Source organism: Nisaea sp. (genome assembly GCF_040217065.1).
Classification (GTDB): Bacteria; Pseudomonadota; Alphaproteobacteria; order Thalassobaculales; family Thalassobaculaceae; genus Nisaea.
This window is the reverse complement of sequence record NZ_JAVJNX010000009.1, coordinates 384,805-408,598: the sequence shown is the minus strand read 5'-3', so window position 1 is coordinate 408,598 and position 23,794 is coordinate 384,805. Positions and strand designations below refer to the sequence as shown.

The window sequence follows — 23,794 nt, the reverse complement described above, 5'->3', positions numbered from 1 at the left end:
GCCGTCAGCGCGGGTACAGCGCTTTGTCAGGGCCGAGGACCGCGCTGCGGAACGTGTTTTTCACGAATTTCCCGTCGCGCGGCGGCATGACGGTTTCCCCGGTGGTTATGTCGATCTTGATCACGGCGACCAGCGGGAAGCGCCCCTGTTTCAGCAATGCGAGCAGCTCATCGAGGCCGGCCTCGTCCCCGACCGTCATACTGTTCCTGATTCCGGCGCCCGCCGCCATGGCGGCGAGGTCCGTGCCGCGGCCGGTCGGTGCGGCCTGCATGCCGGTCTCGCCGTAATGCTCGTTGTCGAGCACCAGGATCGCCAGGTTCTTCGGCTGCTGCAGCGCGATGGTCGAGAAGCTGCCGACCCCCATGAGCTGCTCGCCGTCGCCTGTCAGCACCCAGACGGCCCGGTCCGGTTGCGCGAGGGCAAGGCCGAGCCCAGTCGGTGCCGCGCCGCCCATGCCGCCCCAGATGTAGAAATTCTCCGGCCGATGATCGACCGCCGCCAGATCCCAAGTCGGGGAGCCAAGACCGCTGATGCACAATGCATCGCCGCGTACGGTCATCAGCTTTTTCACGACATCGCGGCGGAAGAGTTTGTTTTTGCTCATGATTGCACTCCGGTCGCGTCCTGTGCCGCTGGCGCCGAGAAGGCTTTCGCGCCGATCAGTTTCTGGCCGATCAGGACTGCGACAGCCTCGCCGCCATGGAAGGACATCATCAGCCCGGCCTGGATAGCCTCCGCGGCAGCCTCGGTGGTGTCCGCGCGCAGGCAGCGCACACCGACCGCTTCGAGCACCGGCTGGACTGCCCGGCCCATCGGCATTTGCCAGGGGTTCGATTCCCCGTAATCGCCGCGCATGGTGACGATCATGAAAAGCGGGAAGGCACAGGTCGTGGTCAGCGACGCGATCATGTTGATGGTGTTGCCGACGCCGCTGCTCTGCATCAGCACGGCGCATTTCTGGCCGCCGAGCCAGGCGCCGGCAGCAACCGCGATGCCTTCTTCCTCTGTCGTCAGCGGAACCGTCTGCATGTCGTTATCCGCGAGGCTCGCCTTGATGATGCCGCTGAGGCCGGCATCGGGCACGTAGGCCACCTGGCGGATATCGTGCTGTTTGAAGAGGCTGTGCGCATCTGCGCTCCAATCGCCGCTCATGAGTTTCCCCGATTGTTATTATTCGTTGATTGCAACTCTGCCCGGCGGGGACCGGCCTGTCCATGCGGGGGGCGGGCCTTATTCGGCACCGGTCCCGTTCCGCGATGTCCGTATTGCCAAGCGGCGCATTGTCTTGCGGCGTTGGCTGTCACATAGTCGCCGCAGACAGAATCCGGGAACGCACCATGGCCCTCAAGACCGACCGCCGCCTGATACCGACATCCGCCCATTGGGGTACCTATTTTGCCGAAGTCGAGGATGGCAAGCTCGTCGCCATGCACGATTACGACAAGGACCCGGCGCCGGCCATCATTGGTCCAGGCATTGTCGATGCGATCGATGATCAGGTCCGGGTGCGCCGACCGATGATCCGCAAGGGCTGGCTGAAGAACGGCCCGGCCTCCCGTGAGGGGCGGGGCAGCGAGCCGTTTGTCGTCGTTCCCTGGGACGAGGCGCTCGATATGGCCGCCGCCGAATTGAAGAGGATTGCCGCCGAGCATGGCAATGAGGCGATCTTCGGCGGGTCATATGGCTGGTCCAGCTCGGGAAGGTTTCATCATGCGCAGAGCCAGGTGCACCGGTTCCTGAACTGCATGGGCGGCTATGTCCGGCATGTCGGGACTTACAGTTATGCGGCAGGGCAGGCGATCACGCCGCATGTTGTCGGTCCTTTCAAGGACCTGCTCGATACTCACACCACCTGGCCGGTGATTGCCGAGACGAGTGAACTGGTCGTGATGTTCGGTGGCGCACCGGTGAAAAACGGCCAGGTGACCTCCGGCGGGGTCGGCCGGCACACTGTGTTCGAGGGCCTCAAGAACGCCTACGAAATGGGGGTCGAGTTCGTCAATATCAGCCCGATCCGGAATGATGCGATCGAAATGATCGAGGCCGAATGGATCGCTCCGCGTCCGAATACCGATGCGGCGATCATGCTGGCGCTGGCCTATACCCTCTATACAGAGGGACTGCATGACGAAGGTTTCCTTGCCGACTATTGCGTCGGCTTCGACAGGTTCCTGCCGTATCTGCTGGGCAAGACCGACGGCCAGCCCAAGACGCCGGAATGGGCGGAAGGGATCTCCGAGGTTCCCGCTGAAACTCTGCGAACACTCGCCCGCCGCATGGCCGATGGCCGTACCATGATCATGGTCGCCTGGAGCCTGCAGCGCGCCGATCATGGCGAGCAGCCTTACTGGCTGGCCATCCTGCTGGCGGCGATGCTGGGGCAGATCGGCCTGCCGGGCGGCGGTTTCGGGCTCGGATACGGCTCCGAGAACGGCATCGGCAATCCGGTGGAAATGTTCAAATGGCCGGCCCTGCCGCAGGGCCGCAACGCGGTTGATAAATTCATCCCGGTCGCGCGCATCTCCGACATGCTGCTCAATCCCGGCGCCAGCTTCGAGTTCGATGGCGGGACGCATTCTTATCCGGACATCAAGGCGGTCTATTGGGCGGGTGGTAATCCGTTCCACCACCATCAGGACCTGAACCGGCTGGTACAGGCAATCCGCCGGCCCGACACCGTCTTCGTCAACGAGATCTGGTGGACGGCGATGGCCCGGCATGCCGACTTCGTCTTTCCGACGACCACGGCCCTGGAACGCGATGATCTCTCCATGACCCACTGGGAGCAGACCATCGTCGCCATGCAGAAGGCGATCGAGCCGATCGGCGAGTCCCGCCACGATTACGACGTCTTTACCGGCTTGGCCGAGCGGATCGGAGTCGCCGACGCCTTCACTGAAGGACGGGATGCGGAAGCCTGGTTGCGGCATCTCTGGGATCAGGCCCGGCAGCGTGCGGCGGAAGCCGAATTCGAGCTGCCTGACCTCGAGGCCTTCCGAGAGATTGGCGCGATGGAAGTGCTGCAGCCGAAAACGCCGGTCGTACTGTTGCGAAAATTCCGGGAAGATCCGGAGACGAATCCGTTGCCGACCCCGAGCGGCAAGATCGAACTGTTTTCCGATGCCATCGCTGAATTCGGCTATGACGACACACCGGGCCATCCGGTCTGGGCGGAGCCCTATGAATGGCTCGGCGCGCCCCTGGCGGAGACATACCCGCTGCACCTGATCTCGAACCAGCCGAAAACGCGGCTGCACAGCCAGCTCGACAGCGGCGGCGTCAGCCGCGGCTCGAAGATCCGGGATCGCGAGCCAATGACCATGAACCCGGCCGATGCGGCAGCGCGCGGTATCGAGAATGGCGATGTGGTCCGGCTCTATAATGACCGCGGAGCCTGTCTTGCCGGGGTGATCATCTCCGACGCGGTGCGGCCGGGTGTCGTGCAGCTGTCGACCGGGGCCTGGTACGATCCCGAAGAGCCGGGCGTGGTTGGCTCGCTCTGCAAGCATGGCAACCCGAACGTGCTGACCCGCGATATCGGGACATCCCGCATCGGACAGGGGCCAAGCGCGCAGTCGGTTCTGGTCGATGTCGAAAAATATCAAGGAACGCCGCCGCCGGTGACCTCGTTTGTGCCGCCGCCAATCGAAGAAAAGGTTTGAGAGACGGAAGAACATGCTGGTCGGTAAGATGACCCGGAAAAGCCTGATCGGCTGCCTGCCCGCAGGTGGCGTCGGGATCGAGATCGGTGTCGCTGAAGGTGTATTCTCCTCGGATATTCTCGAGATGGTCAGGCCGTCCCGGCTTCACCTGGTGGATCCCTGGGTCCACCAGGACCGGCCCGACTACCAGTTGGACGCCAATAATGTGGACGACGAGACGAACGAGGAGCGTTATGGCGCGGTCCTGAGGAAATTCAGCGCCGAAATCGAAACCGGCGTTGTCCATGTCCGGCGCGGTTTCTCGAAGGACGTGCTGCCGGAATTCGATGACCATACCTTCGACTGGGCTTATGTGGACGCCATGCATACACGCGACGCGGTGCGCGAGGACCTTCATCTCGTCTGGCCGAAGGTAAAGCCAGACGGGCTGATACTCGGGCATGATTTTACCAACAGCCCGGTGGCGCGGGCACGGGGCTTCGGCGTCGTTGAAGGTGTGCGTGACTTCATCAGGGATTCGGGAGCGCATCTCGTCGCCATGACGATGATCTCGGAATCTTTTCCCTCCTACGTTCTGGCCAAATCGCCTCATCCGGGACTCAGGGAGTTTGCCGAGCGGTTTGTGTTGCGATCGGAGGCGACGGTTGAAATCCGCTCGCAATCCGCCGATTACCAGCACAAGCTGGTCAAGGTTGGCGACAAGATTATAGCCTACCCTTCTTTCTAGTGCCTTCCGGACGGGAGAGTGAAATGGTCCATGCAGCCCCTGCGCCGCGCACCAAGACCGAAGAGTTCTATCCGGGGTTCCGCTTCCCGGAGCGGCCCGTGACCCGCACGCGGGACTATCAGGCGAGCCGGCTGAAAGCCTGCGGGGTCAATCCCGCGCTCTACGGAGACCAGGCGGCGGCCGGCCTGTTTGGCCAGGATTGTTTCAAGGCGATGCGCGAGGCCGGGCACCAGGTCGACGGTCTGGTACAGACCGAGCAGCGCTTCAGGCAGCTTGAACCGATCGCCATCGGCGAGACTGTGACGCAGCGCGGCTGGATCGAGGCATATGAAGAGGTCTCCCGGGGCCACCGGTTGCACCGGACTTTCGAATTCGTTTTGAAGGATGGCACCGTCGCACTCACAGCCGATGTGATCGGTCTGGTGCCGGACAAGGAAAAGTGGGCGGCGGCGGCAAAGACGCCGTCGGCCAGCCCATCCGACCCGCGCGACGGCTTCGATCCGGTTTCGGAAAAGTCCATGACGCCGGAAGACGTCACGCTGTTTTCCTCCGACGTCGGCAACCTGATCCATTTCGAGTCGGCCTTTGCCGCCAGGCTCGGGTATCGCGCGCCGCTGGCACAGGGGCTTCAGACCATGGTCTGGATGATGGGGCTGCTGACCGAAGACGGTCCGCCGAAATCTTTCGAGGTTTCGGCGAAATTCAGGCGCCCTGTTTTCTGGGACGAGGAAACGAGCCTCTGGCGGCACCGGGCGGACACCGGTTTCATTGACAGCATCCGCGCCTTGAATGCCGCTGGAAAGATGGCGTCCGAGCTCACCGTCTCGTCGCTTTCCTACGTCTGACCCGATGAGCGCCAGGACGGTTCGGAACATTCTATTCGTGATGTGTGACCAGTTGCGCTGGGACTATCTCTCCTGTGCCGGCCATCCTCACCTGCATACCCCGCATATTGACGCGCTGGCGGCCCGCGGGGTTCGCTTTGACCGCGCGTTCTGCCAGTCGCCGATCTGCGGGCCATCGCGGATGTCCTTCTATACGGGGCGGTACATGTTCAGCCATGGCGTGGGCTGGAACAATTATCCGCTGCGTGTCGATGAATGGACCCTCGGCGACTATCTCCGGCCGCTCGGCCTCAAGGTTGCGCTGGCCGGCAAGACCCATATGACGGAAGACCGCGCCGGCATGGCGCGGCTCGGCCTCGACCCTGTTTCCGAATTCGGCGTGCTGGTTTCCGAATGCGGCTTCGAGCCATTCGAGCGGGATGACGGCCTGCATCCGGACCGGCGTGCCGACCCGGATATGCCCTACAACCGCTATCTCCGTCAGAAGGGCTATTCAGGCGAGAACCCATGGTCCGGTCATGCGAATTCAGTGCGTGACGGGGACGGCGAGACGCTGGATGGCTGGTATTGGGGGCATTCGAACGGGGCCGCGGACATCCGCGAGGAAGACAGCGAGACGCCCTACATGACCGATCGGGCGATCGACTTCATTACCGGGATGGGGGACCAGCCCTGGTGCCTGCACCTGTCCTACATAAAACCGCACTGGCCCTATATCGTTCCCGAACCCTACGCCTCGCTCTACGGGCCGGAACAGGTGCTGCCGGTGCACCGGGACGCGCGCGAGGGGAGGGATCCGCACCCGGTCTACGGCGCATTCATGCGGCACAAGGACAGCCGGCTGTTCCGGCGTCCGGAGGCGCGGGAGACCATCGTTCCCGCCTATATGGGACTGATCAAGCAGATCGACGATCATTTCGGCCGTCTGATGGCTGAACTGGAACGTCTCGGCCGGATGGAGGACACCATGATCGTCTTTACATCCGATCACGGGGACTATCTCGGCGACCATTGGCTTGGAGAGAAGGACCTGTTCCACGAAGCGTCCGTGCGCATCCCGATGATTGTCTGCGACCCGCGTGCCGCGGCGGACGCAACGCGCGGTACGGTGTCGCAGAAGCTGGTCGAGGCCATCGATCTCGTGCCGACTTTCATCGAAGCGGTGGGGGGAGAGGTTCCGTATCATCGCCTCGAGGGGCGGTCCCTGACGCCGCTGCTTCATGGCCAGGAGGCGGACTGGCGTTCTTTCGCGGTCTCCGAAAGCGACTATTCGGGTCGGGATGCCCGCGCCGATCTTGCTCTCGACCCGATGGATGCCCGCTGTTTCATGCTGCGGACCGAGCGCTGGAAATATGTTCTGCATGAGAAATTCCGCCCGCAGCTCTTCGATCTCGAAGCCGACCCGGGCGAATTCTCGGATCTCGGGGCCGACCCGGACCATGCCGCCATCCGGGCCGAATTGCACGAGACCCTGTTCACCTGGTTCCGGAACCGCCGGCTTCGCGTCACCATCTCGGACGACGAGATCGTCGCCAGGACCGGCGCCGCGGATCGGCAGGGCATCCTGATCGGCTACTGGCGGCCGAACGATCCCTGATCTCTATCGGGGACGGGTGCCGAGCAGCGCCACGGCGTCGTTATGGCGCGGGCCCCAGCCAAGCTCCCGTTTTATCTTCCTGCCGCTCATCCGTTGCTGCAGCGCCGGACCGGCAGCCCACGCGCCGTGGCGGGCAACCGCCTCGGAGACTGGGAGGATTATGTGCGGGGCAAGAGAGCCGGCCCGTTTTCTGATCGCATCGGCAAGCGCGCCGGTCGGCACGCCGTCTTCGGCCGCAACGCAATAGCTTTCCCCGGGAATTCCCTTTTCCAGCGCGAGCCGATAGGCGGAGGCGAGATCCGTACGGTGGACGAGCGGCCAGCGCACATCCGCCGATCCCCATATCTCTATCGAGACGCCTTTCAATGCCGCATCGATATAGCGATGCAGAACACCGCCGGCCTCGTCATAGACCATTGCCGGGTGAATCAGGATCGGGGCGATACCCGGTGCCTTGCGCAACCATTCCCAGTTCTCCACCATCCAGGCAAAGCTTGGCAGCGGGTCAAACGGCATGCTTTCGCTGGCGACCCGGTTGCCGGTTTCGCCGAAGAGCCAGCACCCGCCTGTATAGAGGACGCGGAGCGGAGCATCACGTCCGGAGGCCGCGGCGGCGATCGCTTCAAGCGCTGCCTTGTCGATCGCCTCCATGTCGGTGTCGAACGCGGCGGCAGCCTGAATGACAGCATCGACTCCGGTGACGGCCCCCGCCCATTCGGCGGGCCTGGTCAGGTCGCCGGCGAGCGGCTCCGCCCCTCTGGCGCGCAGCTGCTCCGCCGCTTTGCTGGAGCGGGCGAGGGCTGTCACCTGGTGCTGATGTGAAAGCAGCTCTTCGAGTATGGCGGAACCGATCGAGCCGGTGCCGCCGAGCAGGAGGACGTGCATGAGGAATGTTCCGGGCTGGATGACGTGGAACGGAGAGGATACACCCGGGGCCCGAAATAAATAACAAGAAATATCTTGAAGAAGTAGCGCGCCGGGCGGGATGTCGGCCGCCCGGCGCTATTTGTCTAGTCGTTGGTCAGCACCACGCGCCCGACGATCTTGCCGGCGCGAAGCTCATCCAGACTTCTCTGAACCTGGTCCATCGGCCGGTTCTCGATCGGCACCTGCTTCACCTTGCCTGCCTTGACCAGTTCCATGAGCTCCTTCAGCTCCTTCAGGCTGCCGACATAGGAGCCGATGACCGCGGCCGCGCGCAGTGGAAGGGTGGGCAGCGGGATGGTGAAATCGCCGCCATACAGGCCGACGATGACATAGCGGCCGCCCTTGACGAGCGATCCATAGCCGAGCTTTGCGGTCGGGTTGGCTCCGACCGTATCGACGACGGCACGGGGGCCGCCCCCGGTGGCCGTGGCCAGAGCCTCGGCCGCATCATCCCCGGAAATATTCAGGGTTGCCGTCGCGCCCATATCCTTCGCTGCAGCCAACTTTTTATCGTCGATGTCGCAGGACAGGATCTGCTTGAAGCCCATGGCACGGGCGATGCCGACAGCCGCAAGGCCAAGCCCGCCGGCGCCCATGATCACCAGCCACTCATCGTCAAGCACCGGCTGCGCCTTCCTGAGGGCGCTGTAGACCGTGACGCCGGAGCAGGCAAAGGGGGTTGCCTCGGAAGGATCGACATCGCCAATATCGACCAGGAACATGGCATGCGGAACCAGGACATATTCCTGATAACCGCCGTCGCGATAAACGCCGAGGGTGCGCGGCTTGGCGCAATGATTCTCCTGGCCTGATTTGCAGATCGAGCATTCGCCGCAGCCGATCCAGGGATGGATCAGCTTGGTCTCGCCGGTCGGGACCGGACCCGCGTCCGGGCCGCCTTTGACCACCTCACCGAGGATCTCGTGGCCCAGCACGTGGGGCAGGGGAACACCGCGGTCGCCCATGTTCAGGCGCCCGGCGGAGCCAAGGTCGAAATAGCCGTCGCCGATATGCAGGTCGGAATGGCAGACCCCGCAGCGTGTCACCTTGACGAGAACTTCGGTTCCGGTCGGCTCCGGGATTTCCTGCTGGATCATTTCCAGCGGCTTGCCGAAATCGGTGACTTTCCAACTACGCATTTGCATGGACCGGTTTCCTCCTGTTAATCGCTATTGCGAAATTCAGTTTCGTTTTCGTAACTCTAGGCGGTCTTATATGCCGCCAACAAGGTGCGAGACTGGCATTGTCTTGAAAAACAATCGCGCGGAATCCGAACCGGTGGCCGCGAAAGGATCGGTGACAATTCGGCAAGAGACCGAAATCGGCCGGATCCGGGGGAAGGGAAGAATATGGGCGCTAGAACCGTTTTGGTTACGGGCGCGAGTCGCGGAATCGGACGCTCCGTTGCCGCGTATCTTGCAGATCGTGGATACAGCGTCGTTGGTCTTGCACGGACAGCGCCGACCGGCAGTTTCGACGGCGCGTTCAGGACGGCGGATCTGGGCGATGCGGATGCGACCCGGGAGACGCTGGCCGCGATCGTGGACGAGTTCGAGATCGATGTGCTGGTGAACAATGCGGGCATCGCCCCGCTCGGCACCATCGAGGAGGTGACACCGGAAACCCTGCAGCACCTGATGTCCGTCAATATCCGGGCGCCGTATCAGTGCATGCAGGCGGTTCTGCCCGGCATGCGGCAGCGCGGTTTCGGGCGGGTGATCAATATCGGCTCACGTGCCGCGCTCGGCAAACATGGACGCAGCGCCTATGCGGTCACCAAGGGCGGCATCGCGGCCGCCACCCGGACCTGGGCCATCGAGGCGGGGCCGGACGGGGTTACCGTGAACTGCGTCGCGCCGGGACCGATCGCCACCGAGATGTTCGAGGACGGCAATCCCGTTGGGTCCGACAGCCGCAATGCCATCGAGGCGGCCATCCCGGTCGGCCGGATCGGCCAGCCGCAGGATGTCGCGTCGGCCGTTGCGTTTTTTGCCGGCGAGGATGCCGGCTTCTGTACCGGCCAGGTGCTTTATGTCTGTGGCGGTCTGACAATTGGGGCTGCGCCGCTATGAACGATCTCAGCGATCTCCGGAAACGCAACCTGGCCCGGCTCGTCGCGCCGAAATCCATCGCCGTCATCGGCGCGTCCGACGATCCGATGCGGATCGGCGGCCGGCCGATCGATTATTCGGTGCGTCATGGCTACAAGGGCGCGATCTATCCGGTGAACCCGAAGCGGGAGACTGTGCAGGGCTTCAAGGCCTATCCGACGATCAGCGATGTTCCGGAGGCCGTCGATGTCGCCATCGTCGCGCTGCCGGCCCCATTGGTCGCGGAGACGATCGAGGCCTGCGCCGCCAAAGGCGTCGGGGCATGCATCGTGTTCAGCTCCGGTTTCTCCGAACTGGGCGCCGACGGCGAAGCCATGCAGGCGCGCCTGACGGAGATCGCCAAACGCACGGGCATTCGTGTGCTCGGGCCCAATTGCCTCGGTGCCTTCAACGCCTCCATTGGCTGGACCGGGACCTTCTCCTCATCGCCACAGGTCGATCCACCGGAGCCGGGCCCGATCGCCATTGCCAGCCAGAGCGGTGCCTATGGCGGCCATATCTACAACCTTGCCCGCAAGCGCGGCCTGAAGGTCGGGCGCTGGATCACCACAGGCAACGAGTCGGATGTCGAGCTTTCAGAATGCATTTCCTACCTGCTTGATGATCCAGAAGTGAAGGTGGTGATGTCCTATGCCGAGGGCATCCGTGACGGCGCCGGCTTGAAGGCCGCTTTCGAGAAGGCGCGGGAGCTGCGCAAGCCGATTGTCATGGTCAAGGTCGGTCGCAGCGATATCGGCGCCGCGGCGGCGGCCTCGCACACGGCGGCCCTGGCCGGGACCGATGCCGTCATCGACGGCATGTTCAAACAATACGGCGTCTATCGTGCCGACGATGCGAACGAGATGCTTGAAGTGGCCTATGCCTGCCAGCACGGGCATTTCCCGGACGGCAACAAGATCGGCTTCATCACCATCTCCGGCGGTCTCGGCGTGCAGATGGCGGACAGTGCGTCGGCGCTCGGGCTCGACGTCTCGGAATTCTCTGAGGCCGGCCAGAAGAAGATGCTCGAGCTCTTCCCCTTTGCGGCACCTCGCAATCCGGTGGACGTGACGGGGCAGGCCTTCAACCAGCGCGATGCGATCGCGAAATGCCTGAAGATCATGATGGAGGAGGGGGACTATGACGTTGTCATCTCCTTCTTCACTGCCGTCGCGGCGCGACCCGAAATTGCCCTGGACATTTTCGAGACCCTGAAACCGATCCGGGAGAGCCGTCCGGACAAACATCTGTTCTTCTCGATCCTGGCGAGCGAAGAGAACACGCGGTTCTACGAGGCCAACGGCTATCCGATGTTCGACGATCCGGTGCCGGCAATCACGGCGGCGAACGGGCTGATGTATTTCGGCCGGGCCTTCGCGGCAAAAAACGGAGCCCTGCCGGAGCTTCCGGCGGGGGCGGAGCCTGTTCCGGACCATCCGACGGCCGAGCATGAGGCGAAACGCATTCTGGCCTCCGCCGGCATTCCCGTGGTGCGGGAGACGCTGGTGACCTCGGCGGATGCAGCCGTGGCGGCAGCAGAGGCGTTTGGCGGCAAGGTTGTGCTGAAGATCGCCTCGCCGGATATCGCGCACAAGACGGAGATCGGTGGTGTGCTGGTCGGACTTGAAGGCGCCGACGCCGTGCGGGACGGGTTCGCCACCCTGATGGCACGGGCCGCGGAAAAGCGCCCGGACGCCAGCATCGACGGTGTGATCGTCTGCGAGATGGTCTCCGGCGGTGTGGAAACCGTCATCGGCGTGCAGGTCGATCCGGTGTTCGGCCCGGCGGTCATGGTCGGGCTCGGCGGCATCCTGATCGAAGTCCTGAAGGATGTCAGCTTCCGGCTGGCGCCGTTCTCGGTCGAGGAAGCGTACCGGATGATCCGGGAGATCAAGGGCTACAAGGTTCTGGAAGGTGTCCGGGGTGCTCCGCCTTCCGATATCGCGGCGCTGGCCGAGGCCTTGTCGAAACTATCCGTCTTTGCGGCCGCGAATGCTGACAGGCTGGACAGTATCGACATCAACCCGTTTATCGTGCTTCCGGAAGGCCAGGGTGCCGTTGCCGTCGACGCATTGATCGTTCCCCCGGCAAGCAGAAAGGATTGAGCGCGATGAGACCGCAAAGCGTTCGTACCCGGATCACCGATCTCTTCGGCATCCGCCACCCGATCCTTTGCGGCGGCCTGATGTGGCTTGCCGATGCGAACTATGCTGCCGCCGCGGCCAATGCCGGTTCTATCGGCTTCATGACGGCGAAGACCTTCCCCGATCCAGGCCGCTGGAAGGAAGAACTGGAGAAGGCGCACGCGCTTGCGAACGGCAATCCCATCGGCGTCAATCTCTACATCTCCCAGCGTCCGGAAGAGAACGAGATGCTGTCGGGGCACGCGGACCTCGCCCTGCAGGCCGGTGTGCGCCGGTTCGAGACTGCCGCCATGCCGCCGGCGGAACTGGTGAAGCAACTGAAGGATGCCGGGGCTGTGGTGATTCACAAGGTCGCCTCGGTCCGGCATGCGGTTTCGGCGGCGACCAAGCTCGATATCGATGCGGTGTCGGTCGTCGGCATGGAATGCGGGGGGCATCCCGGGCTGAACATGATCGGGAACATGGTGCAGGGCGTGCTGGCATCGCTCCGTGTCGATATCCCGGTGGTGATCGGCGGCGGGATCGGTCACGGCAGGCAGGTTGCCGGTGCATTGTCCTTCGGTGCGGAAGGCGTGATCCTGGGAACCCGGCTACTGGTCGCATCCGAGATATGGAGCCACGACGCCGTGAAGAAACGCGTGCTTGAGGCGGACGAGACCAGTTCCCGCCTGGTGCTGGCCTCCATGCGCAACACCTACCGGGTGCTGGATAACCAGACCGCGCGGAGTGTCGCTGATCTCGAGGCAGCGGGGGCGAATGACTACGAGAGTTACCGCGAACATGTCCGCGGAACCTTGCAGCGGGAGGCCTACGAGGAAGGCAATCCGGAAAAGGGGTTGCTTTCGATGGGACAGTCAGCGGTTTTCGCCGACCGGATCGAGCCGCTGGGGGCGATCATCGACCGCATGGTCGACGAGATGGACGAGGCGCTTGATCGCCTTGCCAGGCTGCGCGTCGGCCGGGATGCGGCGGCAGAGTAGGAAACCTGTATTTTCTGAGTGGCTGCCCGATTTCCCGGATGCTCGTTCAGCCCATTGATGGCAGCGCAATCTAGTCGTCGATAAAATAGATCGCGGTGAGAAACTTGTCGCAGACCGCACCGTCCTTGCTGAGCGGCAGGAGCAAACGTTCGGCGGTCCGGTAATCCCGGGCTCCGGTATGCTTGAAGAAGGCGCCGCAGACGCGGTGCGGCATCATTGCGTTCGCGACAATGTTGTATTCGGAAAGGATTTCCAGACTGCGCCCGGCAAAATCGATCTCCGAGGCCGTCTTCCCGGAATGATCCTTGCCATACTGCTCGACGATCCAGGTACCAACCACCCGGAACCGGGCGTCGGTGCCGTTATCCAGATAATCGGAGAGCAGGATGTGCGGCAGCCAGGGAACAAGTTCTGAAACATCGAAGTCGGAGCGGGCGGGTGCACGCCGTTTGCCGGCCTTTTCTTGCCACAGGCTGTAGAGGGACTTGAGCTCGGGCCTGATCAGGTCGCTGGTATTGCGAATGCGGGCGCAAATCGTATCGGACGAGGATGTTCTTGCGGCCGTGCTGCCTTCATCGTAGAGCAACAGTTTATCCTTTGGTCAGGAACGCTTTGCCAAATTCAGGGGAACGCACGCTTCAAGTCAGCTGGCACAGGTCTGTCGGCCGTATCCGTCCACACGCTGCGATCCTCACGCTGTCAGTCCGGAATTTCTGCGAAAGAATTCCAGCAGCGATGGCGGCGCATATTGGTCGGATTTCCTGGTCGGTCAACCTTCGCATGTGCGAAATTGCTGATTTCATGGCAGCCATGCACCTTGGTGATGGTGCCGCGGAAATTTTGGGAAAATAATAATGCGCGGAATACGGCAGCATGTATGTATCAGATCGCTGCGGTGAGGTAATACAGGCCTGAAATTACCTTGTCGCCGGTATGGCTATCGGTGATCGCAGGCAGCATGATCTGTCCGTTGGAAGAGAGTTCTCTACCTGCATTTCAATTGGTTATTGGCCTGATAAGACAGGGTAATCGGGTTTTGTTACCGGGTTAGAGTCTTACGGTGAACGGCCTTCGAACACTCGGTCGCGTCACTTTCCGGAATCATCTTGCCCGTACCGTCTCCGCTGAACCCTTTCTCGATCCAGGGGTCGATTACGCGAAAGCGGATATTTGTATGATTCTGAATGACATCAATAAGTTGTATGTGCGGAACCCGTCTCTTCAGCTTCTGGGCCTGCAGGTCTTGTCTCGCAGGTGCGATGTTGCCGTCGGCCCTCTGGCGCCTTCATTCGTCAAGCGCTCGCAGTTCGGGGATGATGTAAAACAGACACCTGTCTGGCAGGTGACAGCGCAAAGCGGGTGCGCACGATGATGGTCATGCACGCGACTCCGGAACAACATAGGACCATGGCTGGATAGCCACGCCTGAGTGCTATGATATTGCTGACTCTACTGGAGGGCCTGTTCCAGATCCGCGATGATGTCTTCTGCGGTTTCCAGCCCGACGGATATCCGCATGACGTCGTCACCCGCGCCTGCGGCCACCCGTTGCTCTTCGGTGAGTTGCCGGTGCGTGGTCGATGCCGGATGCAGGATCAGGGAGCGGGTATCGCCGATATTGGCGAGGTGGCTGAGCAACTCGACCCGCTCGACAATCTTGACGCCGGCCGCATACCCGCCCTTGATTCCGAAGGTGAAAACGGAACCGGCCCCGCCGGGCAGATATTTCTGCGCCAGTGCATAGTAGGGGCTGCTCTCGAGGCCGGCATAGGAAACCCAGGATACGGCCGGATGCCCCTCCAGATAGGCGGCAACCTTTGCCGCGTTGGCAACGTGACGCTCCATGCGCAGCGGCAGGGTCTCTATGCCGGTGATGGTGAGATAGGCATTCATCGGCGCCATCGTCGGCCCAAGGTCCCGGAGTCCGACCGCGTGGCCGTAGGTGGTGAAGGCCAGGTCACCGAAGCTCTCCCAGAAGGAAATCCCGTGATAGGCGGGCTCGGGCGCGGAGAGGGAAGGGAACTTGTCGTTCTGTCCCCAGTCGAACTTTCCGGAATCGACTACCGCCCCGCCCATGGCATTGCCATGACCGGACAGGAACTTGGTGGTCGAGTGCACGATCAGGTCGGCGCCATGTTCGAATGGCCGGCAAAGATAGGGGGTGGCCATGGTGTTGTCGATGATCAGCGGCACGCCCGCCTGGTGCGCGATTTCGGCGAGCAGAGCGATATCGCTGATCACACCACCTGGATTGGCGAGAGATTCGGCAAAGAGCGCCTTGCAGGACGGATTGGCGACGGCGGCCTGCACGGCATCCGCATCGTCCATGTCCACGAAATCGCACTCCCAGCCGAATTTCTTGAAGGTCTTGCCGAACTGGGTGATCGAGCCGCCATAAAGCCGGGTGGAGGCGACGATCCGGTCGCCCGGCTGCATCAGCGGAAACAGGGCGAGCATCTGCGCCGAATGGCCGGATGCGGTGCAGGTCGTGCCCCGGCCGCCTTCAAGGCTGGCAATCCGTTCTTCCAGCACCGCCGTTGTCGGGTTGGACAAGCGCCCGTAGATGTTGCCGAAAGTCTGCAGATTGAACAGCGAGGCGGCGTGGTCCGCGTCCTCAAAGACATAGGCCGTGGTCTGGTAGATCGGTGTCGAGCGGGCACCGGTGGTCGGGTCAGGCGCGGCACCGGCATGGATGGCACGGGTCTCGAACCCGGCCGACTGTTTCGGGGCATTGGAAGTGCCGGTGCCGGGCGCCGTTTCCGAGGCCTTACCGACGGTGCGGCGTTTCGACGAAATCACCTTGCTGTCGAAGCCATGCCAGGAAAGCTCGCCATAGAGCCGGGAGAACTCGATCTTCGGGCAGCGGTTCATCACCACCTTGAGACCGGCCCTTTCCGCTTTCTCGGCGCCGGCGTCATGGCGCACGCCGAGCTGCATCCAGACCACGTCGGCGCCGATCTCGATCGCTTCCTCGGCGATCGGTCCGGCGGCTTCCGAATTGCGGAAGATATCGACCATGTCGATCTTGAAGGGAATGTCCTTCAGGGAGGCATAGACCGGCTCGCCGAGGATTTCCTGGCCGGCGAGACCGGGATTGACGGGGACGATCCGATAGCCCTTGCCCTGCAGGTATTTCGCCATGAAATAACTCGGCCGGGTCCATTTTTGGCTGGCCCCGACCACGGCGATTGTGTGCACGGAGGAGAGGATCTCCTTGATGTAGCTGTCCGGATAAGTCTCGTGATCGATCTTCTGCGGCGCTTCGTTTTCGGCCATGTCTATTCTCCGGTCCATTCGGGCGCGCGCTTTTCGATAAAGGCGTCGATCCCTTCCGCTGCATCGCGGGCTTGCATGTTGTCGACCATCACCTGGCTGGTATAGGCGTAGGCGTCCGCGAGCGGCATCTCGAGCTGCCGGTAGAAGGCCTTCTTGCCTGTCTTCAGCACCAGCGGCGACTTCGAGGCGATCCGGCCGGCCATTTCCTGCACGGCATCTTCGAGGTCCGCTTCCGGAACCGCGCGGTTGATCAGGCCGTGCGCGACCGCCGTCGCGGCATCGATCATCTCACCGGTGAGCAGCATTTCCATCACCTGCTTGCGCGGGATGGCGCGGGACACGGCGACCATCGGGGTGGAGCAGAACAGGCCGATATTGACGCCCGGGGTGCCGAACTTCGTGCTGTCGGCGGCGATGGCCAGATCGGCCGTGGCCACGAGCTGGCAGCCTGCGGCGGTCGCGATGCCGTGCACCTTGGCGATGACCGGCTGGGGCAGGCCAGTGATGGTCAGCATCAGTTTCGAGCAGGCCGCGAACACCGTCTGATGGAAGCTTTCATCTGTCCGGGAACGCATCTCACGAAGGTCGTGTCCCGCGCAAAAACCTTTGCCGGCCCCTTCGATCACTACGGCTTTTATGCTCCTGTTGACGGAGATCTCCTCCAGTTCGTCCTGAACAGAGGCCATCAGACCGAGCGAGAGCGCGTTATAGGCCTTTGGCCGGTTCAGGGTGAGGCGGGCAATGCCGTCCCGGTCCTGGCGCAATACTAGCCTGTGCTCGGTTTCTTCGGCGACTGACATTGTTTCCTCCCGGTTGGCTATTCCGCCTTGCTTCGGCGCGAATACTAGCGTCCTAGGGCGTCAAGGAACAGACATGGTGATGGCATCACCATGATCGGAATGGCGATTTGATCAGCCGACCCGCAGCCATGTCATCATGCCTGCCGCCGAATGCTCGACCATGTGGCAATGCAGCAGCCAGTTCCCTGGATTGTCCGCGACGAAGGCGATTTCCGTGGTCTCGCCCGATTGCATCAGAAGAGTGTCCCGCAGGGGTCCCATGCGCTCTTCGTCGAGCACCTGCCGGAAATGGTGACCGTGCAGATGCATGGCGTGGGGCCAGCGAGTTCTATTGTCCATGCGAATGCGGATGGTCTCGCCGGTCCGGGCCGACAGGAGAGGGGTATCCGTCATCTCTGCCTGCCCGTTGAAGGCCCAGGCCTTGCCCTGTCTCACCAGTGTGCGGATGTCGGTGTCCTGCCCGTTTAGCACCGCGCTGCGCATCCCGCCCATGGCACCGCCATCCATCACGAGATCGACCGATCGGGCGGTTGTTAGCGGCCCTGGCATGGTGAGGGGATTTGCCGGCAGCGGCCCCGGTGCTTCCGTTCTCCGGTCTGCTGTGGCCTGACCCACGCGATAGACGGCGGCGGCATAACTGCCGCCGCGCTCATGAGAGACGAGAGAGGCCTCCGTACCGGCATCCGCAGTGACATCGACGATCAGATCTACGCGTTGCGCCGGCGCCACGACGAGTTGCCCTGCAGTCTCGGGGACGGCGAGAGGCTGCCCGTCCAGCGCGACGACCCAGCCGGAAAGCCCCTTCAGGCTGAGACTGAAGATACGCGCATTCGACGCGTTGATCAGGCGGAGCCGCAGCCGGTCATTCTGCCGCGCTTCCGAGCTCCAGTAACCGTTCCCATTGACCGTGATCCAGTTGCCGATGCGACCGCCATGGGACCAGTCGTGCATGGCGCCGAAATCCTCCGCGATCTCCGCGGTTTCGGTCAGGCGCCAGTCGTCGATCAGCAAGACCTCGTCCCGGTCCACGTCGGGCCCCTCGGCCTCCTCGACGATGAGGGCGCCATAGAGCCCGCGTGCCAGCTGCTCCCATGTCCGGTTATGCGGATGGTACCAGTAGGTGCCGGCATCGGGCAGGGTGAAGCCGTAATCGAAGCTTCCGCCCGGCGGCACGGCGCTCTGGGTCAGTTCCGGAACCCCGTCCATGGCATTGTCTATCCTGATGCCATGCCAGTGAATTGTGGAGGGTTGCGGCAGATTGTTCAGAAACACCCGGTCAAGGCGCTCGCCCTGCCGCACCCGGATGGTCGGGCCGGGCACGCCGCCGTCATATCCCCAGATCGGTGTCGGCTTGTATTCGGCCGGCGCCAGACGCGCTGTTCCCGGCCGCGCTTCCAGGGATGTTGCAGGTGAGGCGGCAGCAGATACCGGTCGGGCCGTGACTGCACTTGCAATACCCGCCGCACCCATGGCTTTAAGCACATTCCGTCTGGAAAGATTTCGCACCTGTTCTGCCTTTCCCGGTTCTTCCGACTTTCCCGGTTCTTCCGACCGTCGCTGCATTTCAGCGAACACCAATGATATGGGGCTACCGGACGCTGAGAAAATGCAAAAGGAAACCAATCGTGCCGAAAGACAGGAAGGTGGAGATCAGCATGGATGTCGCAGCGGCGGGGGCACCCGCCTCGTAGCGGTCGGCGAAAAGATAGACATTCACCCCGACCGGCAGCGCGGCCATGATCACCGCAATGTCGCGCCAGAGCGGGTCTATGGCAAAGATATATGTTGCGATTGCATAGGTTATGGCCGGAAAGGCGATCAGCTTCAGAGCGCTGCCGGCAAGCGCCTCCCAGATCGCGCCGGAGATCCGGTATCGGGCGAGCGAGGCGCCCATGGCGAAGACCGCACAGGGCAGGGCGGCGCGGCCGAGAAAACCGGTAATGTCGACGACGGGCTGCGGAAGCGGCAGATCGAACATGTTCCAGGCGAGGCCCAGCATGAGACCGATCAGGATCGGGTTGGTGACCAGGCTCTTGGCGATGGACCAGGGGATACTGGCCAGAGCGCCTTTCTCCCCGCGGCCGGCTTCCACCAGCACGGTGACGATCGCGAACCATTGCCAGGAATGAAAAGCGATGATCAGGAAGACGGGCAGCGTCCCGGCATCGCCGAAAGTGGTCAGGATCAACGGGATGCCAAGCAAAACCGTATTGCCGAAGGCGCCAGTCATCCCTGCCAACGAAGCATGAGCGAAGTTCCGGCGGAACACCCACACTGACACCAGCATGCCGAGAATCCAGACAATATAGCCGGCGCCGAAGAACGAGATCAGGAATTCCCATTCGATCGGGTCCGGCAGAGTCTGGCGGGACATGGTGTGAAACAGCATGGGCGGTATGGCGAAGGTGAAGACGAACTTGGAAAGGCCGTCGACCGCCGTCTCCGGAAACAGCCCGAAACGGGTGGCGAAATAAGCAATGAAGACGGTACCGAAGACCGGCAGGATGATGTCGATCAGGATTTCCATGGAGAGTCCGAATTGGGAAATGGCGCCGGTGAACCGGTCAGTGACTCCATTCTCGATAGCGGAAAAAGACCTCCGATGACAGTCAAGACAAACATCGCCGGCGCCGTATCCCATCCGTTCCTGGAGGGACCGATCGCGCGCCGGATCGTGCGTCTGGCGGTCCCGGGTTTGCTCGGCGGTCTGATGCAGTCCGCCCTCTACATCGCGGACGGCTGGTTCATCGGCCGGCTCGGTCCGCTGGCATTGGCCGGTGTTGCGCTGGTGTTTCCGCTGTTCGCGCTCTCTGTGATGTTTTCCGCCGGCGCCATGGGCGGAGCCGTGGTCGCCGCCACGGCACGGGCGCTGGGTAGGAAGGATCATGAAGCAGCGGGCGCGCTTGTCCGGACCGCGCTCATCCTTGCCATTTCCGGCGGGGTGTTCAGTGCCGTGATCGTCTGGCTTTTCGGACCGGCCCTGTTCCGGCTTCTCGGCGCCAGCGGGGAGGTCCTGCAGGTCGCTGTTGATTATGCTGCGGTGCTGTTCCCCGGAATTGTCATCGTCTGGGTTTTCAACATGCTGGCCAGCCTCCTGCGGGGTTCCGGAGACATGGTGCGGCCGGCTTTGGGGCTCGGTGTATCGGTATCGGTGCATTTCCTGGCCGCATCGCTGCTGGTCGCGGGTGCCGGCCCGTTTCCTTCCATGGGGATTCCGGGGGCGGCTCTCTCGATCCTGATCGGCTTCGGCGCGGGCAGTCTCTATCTCGCGGCCTATCTGTTCCACATCAACCGGCCGGAATGGGTGCAGGTTGTCGGGCAGATCCGCTGGCAGCAGGTTCTCACGGTCGGCCGACGGGGGGCGTTCGCCAGCGTGCAGTCCGTGCTGACTGTTGCAATGGCGATGGTGGTGACCGGCTATATGGCGCGGATCGGCCCGCAATCGCTTGCGGGGTACGGCATCGGGGTCCGTCTGGAGCTTGTCCTTATTCCGATCATATTCGCTTTCGGCAGTGCCAGCATCGCCATGGCGGGTGCCAATGTCGGCGCGGGGCTCCGTGCGCGGGCCCTGCGGGTGAGCTGGATCGGCAGCTGGTTCGCCGCCCTGTCCGTCGGGTTAATCGGGACAGGGCTCGCGGTGGTGCCGGGGCTGTGGAGCGGGTTGTTCACGAGCGACCCGGAGATCGCCGTCACGACGGCACGCTACCTGCGCTTCGTCGGACCGAGTTACACCTTCTTCGGACTTGGTCTGTGCCTCTATTTTTCCAGTCAGGCAATGAACACGCTGGTCCTGCCGGTCACCGGTGCCGGTCTGCGGCTGGCAGTGTTGCTGGGCGGCGGTGTCTTGTTGCTGGACCGGGCCGCGACGGACGAAGGAACCGTTTTCCTGCTCGTGGCGGGGGCCATGACGACCTATGGCATTTTCAACGCCCTGGCCCTGAGGCTGGGGCCTTGGAGGCATTAGAGTCTGAGGCCTGCGTGACACCCCGCAAAGGGAGACTGTCGCGCCGCCTGGTAACAAGAGAGGTGCTCCATCCCGTGGCTGGCAGGGGCTAAATTCTGAGCTTATAGTCGTCAAAAAAGTATGGATGGGAGGATAAAATGGCCAATCTGGAAATCAGCGCCGGCAACAGTCTCTACTATGAGTATCAGGCGCCGGGCGCGAAGGGGCAGACCTTCGTTTTCGTGAATGCACTGACCGGCAATACCGGGATGTGGGAGGTCGAGGCAATCGGTCCGGCCCTGCGCGCGGCCGGATACGGCACGCTCGCCTATAATTTTCGCGGTCAGGCGGAGAGTGCGTTTAGCCCGGATACCGACCTCGGCCCGGTGACCATCGTCGAGGACCTGAAGCGGATCGTCGATCACGTGGCACCGCCGCGACCCATCCTGGCGGGCCTGTCGATCGGCGGCCTGTTTGCGGCCCAGGCCTATCTGAAAGGCGCGCGCGCCGAAGGGCTGGTGCTTATCAATACCCTGCGCAAGCCCAGCCTCAGGCTGGAATGGATCAACAGCGCCATGGTCCGCATGGCGGCGACCGGCGGGGGGCAGCTGATCATGGAGGCCAACCTGCCGATGCTGGTCAACCCGGAGCAGCTGGCGAAGATGCGGCCCACTCTGCTGCAGGGCGACTACCAGCCGATGAAGGACGGCGAGGGACTTTATGAGCTGATGAAGGGATCCGTCAGCACGGATTGGGATTTTCCCTACGAGAAGCTCGACATACCGGTTCTGCTGATGACCGGGGAACATGACCGGGTTTTCCGTATCGAGGCGGACATTGCCGAACTTGAAACCCGGATCGCGAAGAAAACCCATCTGGTGTACAGCGATGCGGGCCACCTTATCCCGGCGGAGCGGCCAGCGAAATTCGCGGCCGATATCATGGCGTTCGCCGCGACGCTGTAGGCTTATGTCAGCGGAGGAGCGCCGCTTTCCGGTGTTCTTCCGCCCTGGCTTCGCGCACGGCGCTTTCGATACTTTCGGAATAGCGCACCAGCGGCGGCCGAAGCCCATGTGCTTCCAGGTCCCGGCGGGAGCCAGGAACGGCGCCTGTCAGATAGACGGAGACGCCGCTGCGGCCGGCCTTGTGAGCGAGCACCTCGATGGTGTTCGCCGCCGTTGAATCGACAAAGGGAACGGCGCTGAAATCAATAATCAACGCCCGGTGGGTGTCGGCGATCCGGTCGAGGACAGACCCGATGGATGCGGCTGCGCCGAAAAAGAACACTCCCGAAATGCGATAGATGACGATCTCCGGATCATTCTCCGCATCCTCTTCATAGGGCGCGCGGGCGCCGTCCGAACTGTCAGCCTCGTCCTCTGCCACGAAGGGACGCTGGGTCTCGATCGCGGTGGTCTTCGACATCCGGTGGATGAACAGGACGGAGCCGAGTGCAAAGCCGACGATGATGGCTTCCGTCAGATCCCGGAAGATGGTCAGGAAGAAGGTCGCGAGCAGTACGGCCGCGTCGCCGCGCGAGGCGCGTATCAGTGTGGCGAAGGCGTGCTTCTCGACCATGTTCCAGGCCACCAGGGCCAGCACGCCGGCCAGGCTCGCGAGCGGGATATAACCGGCGAGCGGGGCGGCGACGAGGATAAAGCCGAGCAGGAACAGCGCGTGCAGCATGCCCGCTATCGGACCGTGCGCGCCGGCCCGGACATTGGTGGCCGTCCGGGCGATGGTGCCGGTGACGCAGATGCCGGAGAACAGGCCCGACACCACATTGGCGATGCCCTGGGCCACCAGCTCACAGTTCGAGCGGTGCCGCCGCCCCGTCATGCCGTCGGCCACGACTGCCGAGAGCAGGGACTCGATTGAGCCGAGCAGGGCGAAGGCAATTGCATTCGGCAGAACGGCCACGATCTTTGCCGCGTCCAGGGTCGGCAGGGACGGCAGGGGCAGGCTGCTCGGCACGCCGCCGAACTGTGAGGCAATGGTCGAGACCGGGAGGTCAAGAAAGATTGTTGCCAGTGCGGCACCGGCGACCACGATGAGCATGCCCGGCCAGTGCGGGCGAATGCGTTTCAGGCCGGAGATAAGCGCGATGGTTGCCGCGGCAAGGATGATGGTGGCCGGATCGGCGGTCGGCAGGTCACCCCAGAGTGCGGGCAGCTTCTCCAGGAGCGGTCCCGGTTCCGGTTCGGACATGCTCAGGCCAAGCAGTTCCTTGATCTGGCTGGCAAAGATGATGACGGCGATTCCGGCAGTGAATCCGACGGTTACCGGATAGGGGATGAACTTGATGTAGGTGCCGAGCTGGAACAGGCCGATTGCCGCCAGCATCAGCCCGGAGAGCATGGTGGCGAGGATCAGCCCGTCCATGCCATGCACCTGAACGGTGGTCGCCACCAGAACGATGAAGGCGCCTGCCGGCCCGCCGATCTGGAACCGGCTGCCGCCGAGGGCGGATACCAGAAAGCCCCCGAAGATCGCGGTATAGAGCCCCTGAGCCGGGGTTGCCCCCGACGCGATGGCGATGGCCATGGAGAGCGGCAGGGCGACGATGGCGACGGTGAGGCCCGCCATGGCGTCCGCCCGCAGGTTCGCCAGGCCGTAACCCTCGCGCAGGATGGTCACCAGCTTCGGGGTGAAGGCTTCGACAAAGGTTGGCGCCCTGTTGAGGGGCGGCGGTGCTGTATTTCTGCTCATGCGATGAATCCGGTTCCGGCCGGATGGCCGAAATCGGTCAGTTCAGGTTGATGCGATAGCGTATGAAAGCAAGAAAGGCCGGGAGTGTCCCGGC

19 protein-coding genes are annotated in these 23,794 nt (G+C 62.8%); 9 read left to right on the top strand and 10 right to left on the bottom strand.

Annotation, left to right across the window (positions count from 1 at the left end; translation table 11 throughout):
- Positions 1–4: 4 nt before the first annotated feature.
- Together RH950_RS14225 and RH950_RS14220 are read right to left on the bottom strand one after the other, a co-directional pair.
- Positions 5–604, bottom strand: coding sequence for a thiamine pyrophosphate-dependent enzyme (locus RH950_RS14225; protein ID WP_350057847.1), 600 nt, complete (start codon positions 602–604; stop codon positions 5–7).
- Positions 601–1,152: a phosphonopyruvate decarboxylase gene (locus RH950_RS14220; RefSeq protein WP_350057846.1), complete on the bottom strand. Its 552-nt coding sequence runs from the start codon at positions 1,150–1,152 to the stop codon at positions 601–603. The genes RH950_RS14225 and RH950_RS14220 overlap by 4 nt, the downstream gene beginning before the upstream one ends.
- Positions 1,153–1,337: 185 nt before the next feature.
- On the opposite strand from RH950_RS14220, the gene RH950_RS14215 reads away from it, so the two are divergent.
- Genes RH950_RS14215 through RH950_RS14200 form a run of 4 tightly spaced genes read left to right on the top strand, consistent with a single transcriptional unit; the run spans position 1,338 to position 6,831 of the window.
- Entirely contained in the window at positions 1,338–3,662 is a 2,325-nt protein-coding gene (locus tag RH950_RS14215; RefSeq protein ID WP_350057844.1) for a molybdopterin guanine dinucleotide-containing S/N-oxide reductase, read from the top strand.
- Positions 3,663–3,675: 13 nt separating this feature from the next.
- Positions 3,676–4,389: a class I SAM-dependent methyltransferase gene (locus RH950_RS14210; RefSeq protein ID WP_350057842.1), complete on the top strand. Its 714-nt coding sequence runs from the start codon at positions 3,676–3,678 to the stop codon at positions 4,387–4,389.
- Between the two features lie 23 nt (positions 4,390–4,412).
- Entirely contained in the window at positions 4,413–5,234 is an 822-nt protein-coding gene (locus tag RH950_RS14205; RefSeq protein ID WP_350057840.1) for a MaoC family dehydratase, read from the top strand.
- Entirely contained in the window at positions 5,179–6,831 is a 1,653-nt protein-coding gene (locus tag RH950_RS14200) for an alkaline phosphatase family protein (RefSeq protein WP_350057838.1), read from the top strand. The genes RH950_RS14205 and RH950_RS14200 overlap by 56 nt, the downstream gene beginning before the upstream one ends.
- 3 nt (positions 6,832–6,834) lie before the next feature.
- On the opposite strand, the gene RH950_RS14195 is transcribed toward RH950_RS14200, so the two are convergent.
- Both RH950_RS14195 and RH950_RS14190 read right to left on the bottom strand, forming a co-directional pair.
- Complete coding sequence (locus tag RH950_RS14195; RefSeq protein ID WP_350057836.1) at positions 6,835–7,716, bottom strand: NAD-dependent epimerase/dehydratase family protein; 882 nt, start codon at positions 7,714–7,716, stop codon at positions 6,835–6,837.
- Positions 7,717–7,841: 125 nt separating this feature from the next.
- Complete coding sequence (locus RH950_RS14190) at positions 7,842–8,903, bottom strand: alcohol dehydrogenase (RefSeq protein ID WP_350057834.1); 1,062 nt, start codon at positions 8,901–8,903, stop codon at positions 7,842–7,844.
- A 204-nt stretch (positions 8,904–9,107) separates the two neighbouring features.
- Between RH950_RS14190 and RH950_RS14185 the strand changes: the two genes are divergently transcribed.
- From RH950_RS14185 to RH950_RS14175, 3 genes are read left to right on the top strand one after another with little or no spacing between them, the layout of a single operon-like run.
- Complete coding sequence (locus RH950_RS14185) at positions 9,108–9,830, top strand: SDR family oxidoreductase (protein ID WP_350057832.1); 723 nt, start codon at positions 9,108–9,110, stop codon at positions 9,828–9,830.
- A complete protein-coding gene (locus RH950_RS14180) occupies positions 9,827–11,953 on the top strand; it encodes an acetate--CoA ligase family protein (RefSeq protein ID WP_350057830.1) in 2,127 nt (708 codons plus the stop codon). Before RH950_RS14185 ends, RH950_RS14180 begins: the two co-directional genes overlap by 4 nt.
- Before the next feature lie 5 nt (positions 11,954–11,958).
- On the top strand, positions 11,959–12,972 hold the full coding sequence (locus RH950_RS14175) for an NAD(P)H-dependent flavin oxidoreductase (protein ID WP_350057828.1): 1,014 nt from the start codon (positions 11,959–11,961) through the stop codon (positions 12,970–12,972).
- Between the two features lie 70 nt (positions 12,973–13,042).
- Here RH950_RS14175 and RH950_RS14170 read toward each other — a convergent pair whose 3' ends face one another.
- From RH950_RS14170 to RH950_RS14150, 5 genes are all read right to left on the bottom strand, one after another.
- On the bottom strand, positions 13,043–13,558 hold the full coding sequence (locus RH950_RS14170) for a PAS domain-containing protein (protein ID WP_350057827.1): 516 nt from the start codon (positions 13,556–13,558) through the stop codon (positions 13,043–13,045).
- A gap of 863 nt (positions 13,559–14,421) precedes the next feature.
- Positions 14,422–16,248 (bottom strand): O-acetylhomoserine aminocarboxypropyltransferase, encoded by a 1,827-nt coding sequence (locus RH950_RS14165; RefSeq protein WP_350057825.1) that lies wholly within the window; start codon positions 16,246–16,248, stop codon positions 14,422–14,424.
- Positions 16,249–16,250: 2 nt separating this feature from the next.
- Positions 16,251–17,048 (bottom strand): enoyl-CoA hydratase, encoded by a 798-nt coding sequence (locus tag RH950_RS14160; RefSeq protein WP_350057823.1) that lies wholly within the window; start codon positions 17,046–17,048, stop codon positions 16,251–16,253.
- Between the two features lie 111 nt (positions 17,049–17,159).
- Positions 17,160–18,518 (bottom strand): multicopper oxidase family protein, encoded by a 1,359-nt coding sequence (locus RH950_RS14155; protein WP_350057821.1) that lies wholly within the window; start codon positions 18,516–18,518, stop codon positions 17,160–17,162.
- Between the two features lie 118 nt (positions 18,519–18,636).
- Positions 18,637–19,575 carry an AEC family transporter gene (locus RH950_RS14150; protein ID WP_350057819.1) on the bottom strand — a complete coding sequence of 313 codons (939 nt, stop codon included), beginning with the start codon at positions 19,573–19,575 and terminating at the stop codon, positions 18,637–18,639.
- A gap of 75 nt (positions 19,576–19,650) precedes the next feature.
- Here RH950_RS14150 and RH950_RS14145 point away from each other — a divergent pair, with 75 nt between their 5' ends.
- Both RH950_RS14145 and RH950_RS14140 read left to right on the top strand, forming a co-directional pair.
- Positions 19,651–21,012: an MATE family efflux transporter gene (locus RH950_RS14145; RefSeq protein ID WP_350057817.1), complete on the top strand. Its 1,362-nt coding sequence runs from the start codon at positions 19,651–19,653 to the stop codon at positions 21,010–21,012.
- Between the two features lie 137 nt (positions 21,013–21,149).
- The gene (locus tag RH950_RS14140) at positions 21,150–21,956 is read left to right on the top strand and encodes an alpha/beta fold hydrolase (protein ID WP_350057815.1); all 807 of its coding nucleotides are present in this window, start codon (positions 21,150–21,152) and stop codon (positions 21,954–21,956) included.
- 7 nt (positions 21,957–21,963) lie between these two features.
- Here the strand turns inward: RH950_RS14140 and RH950_RS14135 are convergent, their stop codons facing one another.
- Positions 21,964–23,700 carry a SulP family inorganic anion transporter gene (locus RH950_RS14135; RefSeq protein WP_350057813.1) on the bottom strand — a complete coding sequence of 579 codons (1,737 nt, stop codon included), beginning with the start codon at positions 23,698–23,700 and terminating at the stop codon, positions 21,964–21,966.
- Positions 23,701–23,794: the final 94 nt, after the last annotated feature.

What these genes read in the sequence shown, in the direction of transcription:
- RH950_RS14185 (WP_350057832.1), top strand. Translation starts at nt 9,108, where the DNA reads ATGGGCGCTAGAACCGTTTTGGTTACGGGCGCGAGTCGCGGAATCGGA.
- RH950_RS14200 (WP_350057838.1), top strand. Translation starts at nt 5,179, where the DNA reads ATGCCGCTGGAAAGATGGCGTCCGAGCTCACCGTCTCGTCGCTTTCCT.
- RH950_RS14175 (WP_350057828.1), top strand. Translation starts at nt 11,959, where the DNA reads ATGAGACCGCAAAGCGTTCGTACCCGGATCACCGATCTCTTCGGCATC.
- RH950_RS14205 (WP_350057840.1), top strand. Translation starts at nt 4,413, where the DNA reads ATGGTCCATGCAGCCCCTGCGCCGCGCACCAAGACCGAAGAGTTCTAT.
- RH950_RS14165 (WP_350057825.1), bottom strand. Translation starts at nt 16,248, where the DNA reads ATGGCCGAAAACGAAGCGCCGCAGAAGATCGATCACGAGACTTATCCG.
- RH950_RS14180 (WP_350057830.1), top strand. Translation starts at nt 9,827, where the DNA reads ATGAACGATCTCAGCGATCTCCGGAAACGCAACCTGGCCCGGCTCGTC.
- RH950_RS14140 (WP_350057815.1), top strand. Translation starts at nt 21,150, where the DNA reads ATGGCCAATCTGGAAATCAGCGCCGGCAACAGTCTCTACTATGAGTAT.
- RH950_RS14220 (WP_350057846.1), bottom strand. Translation starts at nt 1,152, where the DNA reads ATGAGCGGCGATTGGAGCGCAGATGCGCACAGCCTCTTCAAACAGCAC.
- RH950_RS14150 (WP_350057819.1), bottom strand. Translation starts at nt 19,575, where the DNA reads ATGGAAATCCTGATCGACATCATCCTGCCGGTCTTCGGTACCGTCTTC.
- RH950_RS14135 (WP_350057813.1), bottom strand. Translation starts at nt 23,700, where the DNA reads ATGAGCAGAAATACAGCACCGCCGCCCCTCAACAGGGCGCCAACCTTT.
- RH950_RS14160 (WP_350057823.1), bottom strand. Translation starts at nt 17,048, where the DNA reads ATGTCAGTCGCCGAAGAAACCGAGCACAGGCTAGTATTGCGCCAGGAC.
- RH950_RS14195 (WP_350057836.1), bottom strand. Translation starts at nt 7,716, where the DNA reads ATGCACGTCCTCCTGCTCGGCGGCACCGGCTCGATCGGTTCCGCCATA.
- RH950_RS14225 (WP_350057847.1), bottom strand. Translation starts at nt 604, where the DNA reads ATGAGCAAAAACAAACTCTTCCGCCGCGATGTCGTGAAAAAGCTGATG.
- RH950_RS14215 (WP_350057844.1), top strand. Translation starts at nt 1,338, where the DNA reads ATGGCCCTCAAGACCGACCGCCGCCTGATACCGACATCCGCCCATTGG.
- RH950_RS14190 (WP_350057834.1), bottom strand. Translation starts at nt 8,903, where the DNA reads ATGCAAATGCGTAGTTGGAAAGTCACCGATTTCGGCAAGCCGCTGGAA.
- RH950_RS14210 (WP_350057842.1), top strand. Translation starts at nt 3,676, where the DNA reads ATGCTGGTCGGTAAGATGACCCGGAAAAGCCTGATCGGCTGCCTGCCC.
- RH950_RS14145 (WP_350057817.1), top strand. Translation starts at nt 19,651, where the DNA reads ATGACAGTCAAGACAAACATCGCCGGCGCCGTATCCCATCCGTTCCTG.
- RH950_RS14155 (WP_350057821.1), bottom strand. Translation starts at nt 18,518, where the DNA reads ATGGGTGCGGCGGGTATTGCAAGTGCAGTCACGGCCCGACCGGTATCT.